General features: G+C 63.7%; 12 protein-coding genes. 5 read left to right on the top strand and 7 right to left on the bottom strand.

Annotation, left to right across the window (positions count from 1 at the left end):
- Positions 1-6: 6 nt before the first annotated feature.
- Positions 7-1,284 (bottom strand): phosphoribosylamine--glycine ligase, encoded by a 1,278-nt coding sequence (purD, locus tag NKJ00_RS02845; protein WP_352628617.1) that lies wholly within the window; start codon positions 1,282-1,284, stop codon positions 7-9.
- Between the two features lie 281 nt (positions 1,285-1,565).
- Positions 1,566-2,381, bottom strand: coding sequence for a phytanoyl-CoA dioxygenase family protein (locus tag NKJ00_RS02840; protein WP_352628615.1), 816 nt, complete (start codon positions 2,379-2,381; stop codon positions 1,566-1,568).
- An 89-nt stretch (positions 2,382-2,470) separates the two neighbouring features.
- Here NKJ00_RS02840 and NKJ00_RS02835 point away from each other — a divergent pair, with 89 nt between their 5' ends.
- Positions 2,471-3,382 carry a LysR family transcriptional regulator gene (locus tag NKJ00_RS02835; RefSeq protein ID WP_352628613.1) on the top strand — a complete coding sequence of 304 codons (912 nt, stop codon included), beginning with the start codon at positions 2,471-2,473 and terminating at the stop codon, positions 3,380-3,382.
- 60 nt (positions 3,383-3,442) lie between these two features.
- Positions 3,443-4,426 carry a 4-hydroxybenzoate octaprenyltransferase gene (gene ubiA, locus NKJ00_RS02830; protein ID WP_352628758.1) on the top strand — a complete coding sequence of 328 codons (984 nt, stop codon included), beginning with the start codon at positions 3,443-3,445 and terminating at the stop codon, positions 4,424-4,426.
- 36 nt (positions 4,427-4,462) lie between these two features.
- On the opposite strand, the gene NKJ00_RS02825 is transcribed toward ubiA, so the two are convergent.
- The 3 genes from NKJ00_RS02825 to NKJ00_RS02815 all read right to left on the bottom strand — a co-directional run bounded on the left by NKJ00_RS02825 (position 4,463) and on the right by NKJ00_RS02815 (position 7,629).
- Positions 4,463-5,029: a DUF6101 family protein gene (locus tag NKJ00_RS02825; RefSeq protein WP_023808648.1), complete on the bottom strand. Its 567-nt coding sequence runs from the start codon at positions 5,027-5,029 to the stop codon at positions 4,463-4,465.
- Between the two features lie 186 nt (positions 5,030-5,215).
- Positions 5,216-6,646 carry an FAD-binding oxidoreductase gene (locus tag NKJ00_RS02820; protein ID WP_352628611.1) on the bottom strand — a complete coding sequence of 477 codons (1,431 nt, stop codon included), beginning with the start codon at positions 6,644-6,646 and terminating at the stop codon, positions 5,216-5,218.
- Complete coding sequence (locus NKJ00_RS02815) at positions 6,643-7,629, bottom strand: L-threonylcarbamoyladenylate synthase (RefSeq protein WP_352609419.1); 987 nt, start codon at positions 7,627-7,629, stop codon at positions 6,643-6,645. Before NKJ00_RS02815 ends, NKJ00_RS02820 begins: the two co-directional genes overlap by 4 nt.
- 191 nt (positions 7,630-7,820) lie before the next feature.
- Here NKJ00_RS02815 and NKJ00_RS02810 point away from each other — a divergent pair, with 191 nt between their 5' ends.
- Together NKJ00_RS02810 and NKJ00_RS02805 are read left to right on the top strand one after the other, a co-directional pair.
- Positions 7,821-8,303 carry a hypothetical protein gene (locus NKJ00_RS02810; protein ID WP_352609417.1) on the top strand — a complete coding sequence of 161 codons (483 nt, stop codon included), beginning with the start codon at positions 7,821-7,823 and terminating at the stop codon, positions 8,301-8,303.
- A gap of 179 nt (positions 8,304-8,482) precedes the next feature.
- Positions 8,483-8,872 (top strand): hypothetical protein, encoded by a 390-nt coding sequence (locus tag NKJ00_RS02805; protein WP_352628609.1) that lies wholly within the window; start codon positions 8,483-8,485, stop codon positions 8,870-8,872.
- Positions 8,873-9,032: 160 nt separating this feature from the next.
- Here the strand turns inward: NKJ00_RS02805 and NKJ00_RS02800 are convergent, their stop codons facing one another.
- Positions 9,033-9,260: a hypothetical protein gene (locus NKJ00_RS02800; RefSeq protein WP_502895878.1), complete on the bottom strand. Its 228-nt coding sequence runs from the start codon at positions 9,258-9,260 to the stop codon at positions 9,033-9,035.
- Between the two features lie 109 nt (positions 9,261-9,369).
- Complete coding sequence (glyS, locus tag NKJ00_RS02795; RefSeq protein WP_128302475.1) at positions 9,370-11,745, bottom strand: glycine--tRNA ligase subunit beta; 2,376 nt, start codon at positions 11,743-11,745, stop codon at positions 9,370-9,372.
- Between the two features lie 195 nt (positions 11,746-11,940).
- Here glyS and NKJ00_RS02790 point away from each other — a divergent pair, with 195 nt between their 5' ends.
- Positions 11,941-12,117 carry a hypothetical protein gene (locus NKJ00_RS02790; protein WP_164755492.1) on the top strand — a complete coding sequence of 59 codons (177 nt, stop codon included), beginning with the start codon at positions 11,941-11,943 and terminating at the stop codon, positions 12,115-12,117.
- Positions 12,118-12,120: the final 3 nt, after the last annotated feature.

The following is a 12,120-nucleotide window of genomic DNA, read 5'->3' as shown; positions in this document are numbered from 1 at the left end:
GGAACTTCAGGTTCCCTGTTCGCGCGCCACGGCCTGCCAGCCGATATCGCAGCGGCAGAACCCGTCCGGCCAATCGATGCGGTCGAGGGCAGCATAGGCTCGTTTCTGTGCCTCGCCGACCGTGGCGCCTGATGCCGTCACGTTGAGGACGCGGCCGCCATTGGCAACCAGCGCGCCGCCATTGATGGCGGTACCGGCGTGGAAGATCTGGACGCCGTCGCTCGCCGCGTCTTCGACGCCGCGGATGACCGAGCCTTTTTCTGGCGTGCCGGGATAGCCTCTCGCCGCCATCACCACGGTGAGTGCCGCCTCGTCGCGCCAGCGCACCGAAGTATGCGCAAGCTGGCCGTCGGTCGCCGCGTTGAGCAGCACCAGCAGATCGTCCTTCAGCCGCATCATCAGCACCTGGCATTCCGGGTCGCCGAAACGGGTGTTGTATTCGATCAGCCTCGGTCCCTTGTCGGTGATCATCAGCCCGGCAAACAGCACGCCGGAGAACGGCGCGCCAAGTTCGGCCATGCCGCGCATGGTCGGCTCGATGATCTCGCGCATGGTGCGTTCGACCAGTTCCGGCGTCATCACCGGGGCCGGCGAATAGGCGCCCATGCCGCCTGTGTTGGGGCCAGTGTCGCCATCGCCGACGCGCTTGTGATCCTGCGCGGTGCCGAAGGGCAGCGCGGTGTTACCGTCGCAGAGACAGAAGAAGCTCGCCTCCTCGCCGGTCATGAATTCCTCGACCACAACTTCCGCGCCGGCGGCGCCGAAGGAACCATCGAAGCAGGCATCGAGTGCTGCCTGTGCTTCACTGAGCGTCATGGCGACGGTGACGCCCTTGCCGGCAGCGAGCCCGTCGGCCTTGATGACGATCGGCGCTCCGGTCTTTTCGACATAGGCCTTGGCCGAGGCCAGATCACTGAAACGGCCATAGGCGGCGGTCGGGATGTCGTAGCGGGCACAGAGGTCCTTGGTGAACCCCTTCGAGCCTTCCAGCTGTGCGGCAGCCTTGGAGGGACCGAAGACGCGGATATTTTCGGCGCGCAGATCGTCGGCAATGCCGGCGACCAGCGGCCCCTCCGGACCGACCACCACGAGGTCGATTTTTTTCTCCCGGCAGAACGCGGCCACGGCGGCGTGGTCGGCTAAATCCAGCTTCACCAGCTCAGCCTCGCTGCCGATGCCCGGGTTGCCGGGAGCCGCATAGAGCTTCGTCAGCAGCGGTGATGCGGCAATCTTCCAGGCGAGCGCATGTTCGCGGCCGCCGGAGCCCAGAAGAAGAACGTTCATGGCCACCTCTTGATGCCGAAATTCTGCTCTGGCGGCCATCTGATGGCGTTTTCTGCGCTTCCGTTGCTCACGGACCAAATGTCCGCTCCGCTACGGTTCTCGAAACCACCACCATATGACTCGCCAGCGCGAATTTCGAAACAGTCTCTTGGAGCACCCGCTATTGCTCTCCGGGCGACGGGTCAAGGCATCAGGGTGTTTTGATCGGAATTGCGCACGGGAACGTTACCCCAGCCAGAATATGGGCCTCGAATACCGGCGCTCATATTCTGGCTGCCGCCTCAGCCCTGGTAGACCACCGGAAACCAATCCTCGCGCAATCTCTGTCCCGGCTGCATGCCATGGCCATGATAGGGCGGCGAGGTGCGGCCCGGCCGCTCGACATAGCGCGCATCGTCACCGACCCAGCGCAGCGACAGCGCCCGGCGCCGCGCCGCGGTCATATTGCCACGCGCGCCGTGCGCGGTCCTGAAGTCGAACAGGATGGCGTCACCCGGCTCCATTTCCCATTCGAGCACCTTCATCGACGGATCCTGGTCGGGATCGGGCACCGGCAGATAGTCGCCCTCGCCGGCATAAAAGTTGCTGTCGTCGAGCCAGCGCACAGGCAGGATCATCTTGTCCCATTTGTGCGAGCCGGCGATCAGGCGCAGCGTCGCTTCCTTCACCGGGTCGATGGGAATCCAGAAGCTCACCGTCTGCCGGCCATCGACGAAATAGTAGGGGATGTCCTGATGCCAGGGCGTCGGCTTCTGCGTGCCGGGTTCCTTGACCAGCACATGATCGTGGAAGAACTGTGCGGTGCGCGACTGCATCACCGCCGCCGCCAGTTCGGCGGCGGGTGAGTCCCGCACCAAGCTGACGAATTCGGGGATGCGCTCCCAGTTGCAGTAGTCATCGAAGAAACTGCCGCGGCCGTTGGCGATGTCGGATGCAGTGGCGCTGCGGCTCTGCATGTTGCGTTCGATGCCGGCGGCAATCGTGTCGACCCAGCCCTTGAAGGCGCCGCGAATGCAGACAGCGCCGTCACGCTGATAGTCGGCAATCGTGGACGCGTCGATCATGGTGGCGTCGATGGTGGCAGTCTGGGAAGCCATGGCGTTCTCCTCTTGGAATGAAGCCATTATCGCAATATCAATTCATTCAGTAAAATAATAACTTTCCATCCGACATATAGAGTACTCCTATGAGTGTGACCCTGACGCAGTTGCGCTATCTGGTTGCCGTGGCGCGTCACGGTAGCGTCACCGGCGCGGCAAAGATGCTGAACGTCTCTCAGCCGTCGATTTCGGTGGCGATCGACGCGGTCGAAAAGAATTTCGGCCAGAAGCTGTTCGTCCGCCAGCGCGGAAGCGGCGTGTCGCCGACATCGTTCGGCCGCGCCGTCGTGGCCAAGGCAAGGCAGGTTCTCACCGAAACGGACGAACTCGTCGGCCTGGGCTCAAGCAAATCGGCTGTCGGTGGTGAACTGGTGCTGGGATGCTTCGAGGATCTGGCACCGTTCTTCGCGCCGGCTTTGCTCCGCGCCTTCTCCGAACGCTATCCGGCCGTCAAAATCGTCGTTCGCGACGAGACGTTCGAGACCCTGGGACGACGGCTGGGTGATGCGGCCATCGATCTCGGCCTGACTTATGATCTCAGCCTGCCGACGCATTTCGCCCGCATCCTGCTGCGCGAACTTCGCCCGCACGCGCTGTTGCCGGCAGGCCATGCCCTGGCGGACCGGCCAATGGTCAGTCTTGCCGATCTGGCCGCCTATCCGCTGATCACGACGGACCAGCCGCACAGCTGGCAGCACATGCTCGACCTGTTTCGCAGCCGCGGCCTTTCGCCGGTGGCCGATACGACGACAAGCTCGTTCGAACTGCAGCGGAGCATGGTCGCCAACGGCTTCGGCGTCGCGGTCAGTTACACCCGCCCGCACGGCGACCGCAGCTATGATGGCCTGCCGCTCATCTGCAAGCCGCTGTCCGATCCGCTGCCCATGCAGCGGATCCTGCTCACCTATGACACGCATCAGCGTGTGTCTAATGCAGCGCTGGCCTTCGTCGAGGTGGCCAAGGACTGGTTCGCCACCCGCGACATCTTTGCCTCGTGAAAGGCTGACGAGCACCGCTTGCCGCTTGACGGTTTCTGCCGCTGCTGCCACTCCATGGACATGGAAAACATCCAGTCGAAAGCGGCCCAGGGCCGTGTCGCCGATGCGCCGAACGGCCATTGGGTCTACCGCGTGCTGCCGCGCTCGATATGGCCCTATGCGCAGCTTGCGCGGTGGGACAGGCCAATCGGCTGGCAGCTGCTGCTGTGGCCGTGCTGGTGGTCGGCGGCCTTGGCGGCAAGCGCCTATCCGCGTCCCGGCGACCCGCTGCTCTCACTGCTGCCGGCACCAGTGTATCTCGTGCTTTTCCTGGTCGGGGCCATCGCCATGCGTGGCGCCGGCTGCACCTACAACGACCTCGTCGACGAGGACATCGACAGCCAGGTGGAGCGCACGCGCTCGCGGCCGCTGCCGTCGGGCAAGGCGACCCGTCGGCGGGCATGGCTGTTTATTGCCCTGCAGGCGCTGGTCGGCCTCGTCGTGCTCATCCAGTTCAACAGCTTCGCCGTCCTGCTCGGCATCTGTTCGCTGGCGGTCATAGCCATCTATCCATTCATGAAGCGGATAACCAACTGGCCTCAACTTGTGCTCGGCCTTGCCTTTTCCTGGGGGGCGCTGATGGGATGGGCGGTCGAGTTCGGCGATCTCGATGGGCCTGCCGTCATGCTTTATATCGGCTCGATCCTGTGGGTGATCGGCTACGACACGATCTACGCACATCAGGACAAGGAAGATGACGCCATTGTCGGCGTGCGCTCGACGGCACGCCTGTTTGGCGACAACACCAAGGCGTGGCTGGCAGGGCTTTATGGTGGCGCGCTGATCTGTTTTGCGATCGCCTTCGCGTCGGCGCAGGCGCCGGTGGTGGCGCTGGCCGGGCTGATTGCCGCCGGCGCCCATATGGCGCGGCAGATCGCGGTTCTGGATATCGACAATCCGGACCAATGCCTGCGACTGTTCAGGTCGAACAACCAGGTCGGCTGGCTGATCTTCCTCGGCCTGATCGGCGGCGCTGTGTGGGTGGCGCTGAAGCCGCTGGTTTAGCGGCTTCCCGTTTCAGCATTCCCAGCGGGATCATGCTCAGTCGCGCGAAATAATCTCCTGGCCGTCGATGACCAGCCTGAGACCGAGGGCGCCTGCTCTGCGGCGAGCGAGGAAACGCGGGCGGCGCGTGTTCGAAATCCGCCCCTTGCGCCTATCCTGCGGCGGCAGCGTCTTGATGGCGGCGCCGAGCGATTCTTCCAGGGTGCGGGCGACGCCGTCCGATTCGATCAGCAGCATCGGCAGACGGTAAGCGTCGGCCCAGGCGCGCCAGTCGGCTGCGACATCGTCGAGATCGTCGGCCACAAGCAGCGGCACCGACAGCATCGGGTCGTTGTGCAGGAGTTCCAGGGTCACCGTGACATTGCCGTCCGGGTCTTCCATGGCGCGGGCGGCAACGCCGCGGAACGCATTGGCGGGCAGAACGATGATTGCGGGCAGGCCGCTCATCTCGAGCAGGCGGCGGATCACGGCGCCGCGCTGGTCGATGGTGAAGGTTACATCGCCGTAGTCGTCGCGAGTCGCGTAGCTCACCACTTGCGGCAGGCGGAATGGGTCGAGACGCATGTTGCGTCCCGCCCAGACTGGCTTCAGTCCGGTGTTCATAGAGTGGCCTTCCTGTCTGTCTCCTGAGAGCCGGTGTCCGGTTCTCTCCGGGCCGGTTTTTCCGGCCTCGTTTGTATGGAGACAGTAGCGCGGGCTCCTTACCGCCCCGCTTAAGAAAGTCGGTTAAATTTTGCTGATCTCAGGGATGGTTATCGGAATCCCACCAGCCACAAGATGTCGAAAGGATCAGATAACCTTACCCGGATTCATGATGCCGGCCGGGTCGAAAGCGGCCTTAACCCTTCGCATCAGATCGATCGCCATCGGCGGCGCGGTGGCGATCAGTTCGTCGCGTTTCAACTGGCCGATGCCGTGCTCGGCCGAGATCGAACCGTGCAGGCTGCGCACCACATCGTGCACCGCCTTGTTCATGGGATGATAGAGAGCGAGGAACGCCTCATCGTCGCCGTCGACGGGCCGCGAAATGTTGTAGTGGAGATTGCCGTCGCCCATATGGCCGAAGCAGACGACGCGGGCACCGGCGCTCACCGACGCCACGGCGCCGGCAGCCTCCGCGATGAAACGCGGAATCGATGCAATAGGCACCGAAATGTCGTGCTTGATCGAGGCGCCCTCCGGCTTCTGCGCCTCGGGCAGCAGCTCGCGGAAATTCCAGAAGGCATCGCCCTGCGTGAGACTCGCGGCAATGACGGCGTCGCCGACGAATTCCTGTTCAAGGCCGGCCGAAAGCACGTCCTCGATCAAGGCTCTCGAATCCTCCGATGAACGACCGGACGAAATCTGCATCAGCACGTACCACGGCCAGTCCTCGATCAGCGGCCGCACCACGCCCTGGGCATGCGCCAGCGTGAAATCATAGGGCCGCTTGCCGATCAGTTCGAAAGCGGTGAGTGCTGCCCCGGCACGGTCCATGGCCAGGCTGAACAGCGAAAGTGCTGCCTCGGGCGACGACAGGCCGACGAAGGCGACTTCGCGCCCCTTCGGCTTCGGGAACAGCTTGAGCACGGCGGCGGTGATGACGCCGAGCGTGCCTTCGGCACCGACGAACAGGTTTTTCAGATCGTAGCCGGTGTTGTCCTTCTTCAGCTTGCGCAGGTCGTCGAACACCTCGCCGGTCGGCAGCACCACCTCGACACCGAGACAGAGTTCGCGCGCATTGCCATAGGCAAGCACTCCGGTGCCGCCGGCATTGGAGGAAAGATTGCCGCCGATCTGGCAGGAGCCTTGCGCGGCCAGCGACAGTGGAAACAGCCGGTCGGCGGCGTCGGCCGCCTCCTGCAGCGTCTGCAGGATGACACCGGCCTCGACCGTCACCGTGTTGGACAAGACATCGATTTCACGGATGCGGTTCAGCCGCGACAGCGACAGGACGATTTCGCGCCCGGACCTGTCCGGCACCTGGGCGCCGACCAGGCCGGTGTTGCCGCTTTGCGGCACGATTGGTGTGCCCGTCTCGGTCGCCAGCCGCATGATCCGGCTGACCTCGTCGACGCTGCCCGGCCGCAGCACCAGCGATGTCGCGCCGTGCCAGAGCCCCCGTCGCTCAATGAGGTAGGGCGCGATATCGCGCTCGTCGCGCAGTGCATATTTGTCGCCGACGATCGCCGTGAAGCGATCTATGAGAGCGGGATCGAGTGTCTCTGTGATTTCGGTCATGGGGGAAAACTATGTTGCGGGTTGTGGATGTCACGAGGCGCGGCGGCACGCGACAGCCGATCGTTGATCGCTTCGCCGAGCCCGTCGAAGGGAATAGGCTCGACGGCGATGGTCCGCGCGCCGCTGCGGTCGAGCTCCTGCATATAGGCGAACAGATTGCTCGCCGCTTCGCGCAGGTCCCCGGTTTCGGATAAATTGAGGAAGGCTTCGGCGCGGCGCCAGCCTTGCGCCCTCTGGCTGCCGAAGCCGAGCAAAGCCTCGCCCTCGCCGACCGTGCCGGCATGGAGCCGCATCGCAGCACCTGGCGCATAGTGCGAGGCAAGCATGCCCGGCGCCTCGATACCGGCGATGCCGCCGCGCAACAATTCCATGCCGATGGCCGCCTCGATCTCCGCGGCGGCGATGCCGCCGGGCCTCAGCAGCCGCAATCTGTCCCCCTCGGCCTTGAGAATCGTCGATTCCAGCCCGACCGGCGTCGCCCCGCCATCGACCACCAGCTTTATCCGCGCACCGAGATCGGCGGCCACCGCTTGCGCGGTCGTTGCGCTGATCCTGCCGGATGAATTGGCGCTGGGCGCTGCAAGCGGGCGGCCGAGCCTGGCGATCAGCTCGCCGCCAAAGCCCCTCGGCATGCGCAAGGCAATCGTATCGAGCCCGGCGGTGACCAGCGGATGGATGCCGTTGCCGGGTCGTTGCGGCAGCACCAGCGTCAGCGGACCTGGCCAGAATGCCAGCGCCAGTTTCCTGGACAGCGGATCGAACAGCGCGAGGCGCTCTGCCATCGCCATATCTGCGACATGAGCGATCAGCGGGTTGAAGCGCGGCCGGCCCTTGGCCTCGAAAATGCGCGCCACACCGATGCCGTTGGTGGCGTCGCCGGCAAGCCCGTAGACGGTTTCCGTCGGGATGGCGACGACATCGCCCTCCCTGAGCAGCGCCAGCGCCCGCTCCAGCGCCTCGCCCGAGCCAAGTATTTCAGCCACTCTCGTCACCTCACAGATGCGGGGTGCGTAGTACGACGGCGGCCGTTGGGCAAGTCGCTGTTGGGTAACCGATTGTTGGCGAGCAGGAGCATTGGCGATTTATCAATCCCTAAAATGCTATGTTTCCACGAAAGCCGGCATCAATTCTGGCCTGCTATCGAACAGCTTCTGGGCAAAGGGGAGCGATATCAGTGTCTGCGCGTATCTTGTTGGGTATCATTCTTGCTGCTGCGGCCGGCGAAGCCCAGGCGTCATCCCTGGTTTTTCCAGGCACGCCATCCTCCACACCATCGATCGTCAGGATCGGCGCCCCCAACCAGCCTGGAACCGCCGATGCAGTCAACGCCAGCGATGCGCGGTCGGTGGTGGCAATAGGGGAATCGCAGCCCGACGTCACCGATGAAAAGGTAGCGGCGATCCCGGACAAGCCCGCGACCGGGCACGGCTTCCAGCCAGGCCCGATGGTCATTCGTGGCGGCGTTACCGGTCCCGACTTCCCGGCACCGGCGCCAACCGCTGCACCAGCGACAGGTACTGCGCCGGCCGCTGGCACGGCGCCGGCAACGGCCACCGCCTCCGCAGCCCCCTCGGGGACCGAGAACCAACCCACCCCGCCGAGTCCCCCGGCGCCGGCTGCAGGTCAGCGCATGCCTCCCAACGGCTACACCAAATAGCCCCGGCTTGAAGACAGGCTGACATCGATGGCGTGACTTGACGGCGGTCTGGCGCCCGGCGCACCATTGCCAAGCAAACCCCGTTTCGGTTTATGTCAGCCGCAGGACGCCATCGCCTGTATTTCGCCAGGCGGTTTTGGCAGACGGGATTTCATCACTAGGGGGTAAAGGGGGGGACCATGAGACAAGCTGGAATCGTAACCGGGGCTGGCCTTCTGCTGGCGTCACTGCTTGGCGTCGTCGCAGCTCACGCCGACGACATGCTGGGATCTTATGTCGCGCGCATTTCCGATCGCGACCATCAGGCGAGTGACGGCTATGCGCTGGACAATGCCGCGCAGATGGTGCGGCAGGACCGCGCCAACTGGCACAAATTCCACCGCCGTGACAGCGACGACGAGGGTGATGGCTGGTTCAGGACCAACGGCCAGCGCGCCGACCTGCAACGCATGCTGGAACGCGGCGGCGCGATGAGTTCCTCGACCAAGCGCGCCATCGTCAATGGCGAACCGCTGATCCAGGTCGATGTCTACGAAAACAGCGTGCGCGTCAGCATTCTCGAGAACTGACCGGGCCGTCGCCCGGGGCGGCTGACAGTCGGCTTCGGGGACGACTGACAGGGAAAGGCGGCGCCTCAGCACCGCCTTGCCATCGATGGAACCGGCGGCTGAAAAAATCAGGCCGCTTCTTCCTTGTCGTCATCTTCTTCGGACTCGTCGCCTTCAGCCTTCACGCTATCCTCGGCGTCGTCTTCGTCTTCGTCCTCGTCGTCTTCATCTTCGTCGTCATCCGAGAGCGTGGCAGTTTCGGTGGACTCTTCGCGTCGTCATCAGACAGGTCAGCGGCTTCGACCGCTGCGGCGGCGGCATGATCGAGGATGGTTTCGGAAGCGGATTCAAGCGCCTCGGCGGAAGCCGGGGTTTCTTCTGTCACTTCGATGTCGTGATCGGAATTCATAGAAGCCTCCGTGGGGTTGGGGAACATGTCCCTTTTGCCACGGAGAGATCATCGCCATATGCCTGTAAGCCGGCTCGAACGGCCGGCGGCAAAGAATATTTTCTTCGCCTTAACCTGCGATCTTCGAGAAATCCGCGACCTGGCCGGTGGCCGCGCGGATGCGGGCGAGCAGCGCCAGGCGGTTGGCACGCACCGCCTGATCCTCATCGTTTACAAGAACATGCTCAAAGAATGAATCAACCGGTTCGCGCAACACGCTAAGCGCCAGCAAGGCGGCGGAAAAGTCATCGTTTTGAATCGCTTCGCCGGCTTGCTTCTCAGCCTGATTCACCGCCGCAAACAGCGATTTCTCGGCATCCTCGCGCAAGAGTGCCGACTCAACGGTTTCGGCGACCACCGTTTTCTTCTTCTCCTCGGCGGCCAGAATGTTGGCCGCACGCTTGGTGCCGGCGAGCAGGTTCTTGCCATCCTCGGTGTCGAGGAAGGAGCCCAGCGCCTCGACCCGGCGCACGATCTGCAGCAGGTCGTCATTGGACGATTGGCCAATCTCCCCCCTTGTGGGGGAGATGCCCGGCAGGGCAGAGGGGGGTACTTGGCGCTGAGAGGACGGCGGGACAGCGCCCCCCTCTGTCGGCTTCGCCGACATCTCCCCCTCTAGGGGGGAGATCGGGCGCGAACCTGTCGCCAGCACCGCATCGATCAGGTCGTGCCGAGCGCCTTGATCGCGGAGGTAGACCTTTAGGCGATCGTGGAAGAAGGCCAGGAGGTCGCGATCCCCAGACTTTCCGTCGCCGGCGTGCGCCCGTGCACTCACATAGTCGCCACCCAACTTGACCTGCTCTTCAGCGTGCCGGCGGTCGATCTGGTCTTCAATGATTCTTCGATGTTCAGCTACGATCGAAAGAAGGCTTACCGGCGTCTCGTTATCCAGCACCAGCCTCACCACCCCAAGAGCAGCTCTGCGCAGTGCGTAGGGATCCTTCGACCCGGTCGGCTTTTCATCGATCGCCCAAAAGCCGACCAGCGTATCGAGCTTGTCGGCGAGCGCGACAGCGACCGACACTGGATCGCTCGGTACGCGATCGGACGGGCCCTGCGGCTTGTAGTGTTCCTCCGCTGCAGCGGCGACCGATGCATGCTCGCCCTGAAGCAGCGCATATTTGCGACCCATAGCGCCTTGCAGTTCTGGGAACTCGCCAACGACTTCGGTGGTGAGATCGGCCTTGGCCAAGACGGCAGCGCGCCGCGCCAGTGCCGGATCGGCGCCGATGATCGGCGCCAGTTCCTCGGCAAGCCGCGCAATCCGCTCCACCCGTTCGCCTTGCGTGCCGAGCTTGGCGTGGAAAGTCACGCCGAGATGGTCGAGGCGGGCCATGCGCTGGTCGAGCGGCTTCTTGAGATCAAGCCCGAATTTTTCCGCCGATGCCTCGAGCTCACGCAGGTCAGGCAAGTCGCCCTGGTCGGTCGTCCAGAAATAGAGCGCATCGGACAGGCGGGCGCGCACCACCTTGCCATTGCCGTGGGCGATCTCCTTGCCGCCATCCCTCGCTTCGATATTGGCGGTGAGGATGAAGCGATTGGAAAGCGCGTCGTCGAAACCCTGCGGCCGCGTCACAAAGCACTTCTGGTTGGCGCGAATGGTCAGCCGGATCACTTCGGCTGGAATGGCGAGGAATGCCTCCTCGAACTCGCCCATCAGCACGACCGGCCATTCGACCAGCCCGGACACTTCCTCCAGCAGCCCTTCGTCCTCAACCAGATCAAGCCCGTTGGCGAAGGCGAGATTGCGGGCATCGGCAAGGATGATCTCCTTGCGCCGGTCGGCATCGAGCACGACCTTGGCCGCTTCCAGCTTGGAGACATAGTCGTCGAAGCGGCGCACCGTGATGGCATCCGGCGCATGGAAGCGGTGGCCATAGGTGATGTTGCCGGAGCGAATGCCGTCGATCTCGAAATCGACCACGACAGGCTCCTCTGTTTCCGGGCCGAAGGTGCACAGGATCGATTGCAGCGGCCGTACCCAGCGCAGTGAACCGGGCTTGGCCGAGGCCGGCCCCCAGCGCATCGATTTCGGCCACGGAAAATTGCGGATGATGCCCGGCACCAGTTCGGCGATGATCTCCTCCGCCGCCCTGCCCGGCTTCGAAATGTGGGCGACATAAAAATCGCCTTTCTTCGGATCGGAATGGACATGCGCCTCGGCGATCGAGGAAAGTCCGGCCTTGCGCAGGAAACCCTGGACCGCCTGTTCAGGCGCCGATGTCGAAGGCCCCTTGATCTCTTCGCTTATATCCTTCGAGCGCGCGGTCAGGCCCCTGATGTCGAGGGTCTGCCGCCGCGGCGTCCAGTACTCGCGCGCCGCCTCATAGGTCAGTCCCGCCTCGACCAAACCGTCGGTCAGCATCTTCCTGAGATCACCCGCCGCCTTGCGCTGCATGCGCGCAGGGATTTCCTCGGAGCGAAGTTCTAGAAGCAGGTCAGGCATCGGGGTCAGCTCATGCGGGAGAGTGGTCCGGGCGGGGCATAGCAACTCGGCTGGCTGCTGTCACCCTTTACACAAATTTTGACCGCCCTGTCGGGACGAGACCACGCCACCCGTCCTTGGATCAAAGATTTCCATGAACCGAACGCAGCGCTGAAGCGACCCACGCTCAGGCAGGGAACATTTGGCTCAACGATCATGAAAACGGCATCCAGACTTCTGCAGATCCTCGCACTCGGCGCCTGCTTCACCGCGCAGGCTCACGGTGCCTTCTCGATGCCAGGCGTTCGACAGGCATTGCGCACGATCGACGGTGCCAGCAGCCAGAACATACTGCCGATCAAAGCTTCCTTCGAGATGATGAAGCGGGCCTGAGAC

The organism is Mesorhizobium sp. M0227, from assembly GCF_040321855.1.
Lineage (GTDB): Bacteria > Pseudomonadota > Alphaproteobacteria > Rhizobiales > Rhizobiaceae > Mesorhizobium.
This window is presented reverse-complemented; position numbering and strand designations above follow the sequence as displayed.

What these genes read in the sequence shown, in the direction of transcription:
- NKJ00_RS02805 (WP_352628609.1), top strand. Translation starts at nt 8,483, where the DNA reads ATGAGACAAGCTGGAATCGTAACCGGGGCTGGCCTTCTGCTGGCGTCA.
- NKJ00_RS02820 (WP_352628611.1), bottom strand. Translation starts at nt 6,646, where the DNA reads ATGACCGAAATCACAGAGACACTCGATCCCGCTCTCATAGATCGCTTC.
- glyS (WP_128302475.1), bottom strand. Translation starts at nt 11,745, where the DNA reads ATGCCTGACCTGCTTCTAGAACTTCGCTCCGAGGAAATCCCTGCGCGC.
- ubiA (WP_352628758.1), top strand. Translation starts at nt 3,443, where the DNA reads ATGGAAAACATCCAGTCGAAAGCGGCCCAGGGCCGTGTCGCCGATGCG.
- purD (WP_352628617.1), bottom strand. Translation starts at nt 1,284, where the DNA reads ATGAACGTTCTTCTTCTGGGCTCCGGCGGCCGCGAACATGCGCTCGCC.
- NKJ00_RS02825 (WP_023808648.1), bottom strand. Translation starts at nt 5,029, where the DNA reads ATGAACACCGGACTGAAGCCAGTCTGGGCGGGACGCAACATGCGTCTC.
- NKJ00_RS02835 (WP_352628613.1), top strand. Translation starts at nt 2,471, where the DNA reads ATGAGTGTGACCCTGACGCAGTTGCGCTATCTGGTTGCCGTGGCGCGT.
- NKJ00_RS02800 (WP_502895878.1), bottom strand. Translation starts at nt 9,260, where the DNA reads ATGAATTCCGATCACGACATCGAAGTGACAGAAGAAACCCCGGCTTCC.
- NKJ00_RS02840 (WP_352628615.1), bottom strand. Translation starts at nt 2,381, where the DNA reads ATGGCTTCCCAGACTGCCACCATCGACGCCACCATGATCGACGCGTCC.
- NKJ00_RS02790 (WP_164755492.1), top strand. Translation starts at nt 11,941, where the DNA reads ATGAAAACGGCATCCAGACTTCTGCAGATCCTCGCACTCGGCGCCTGC.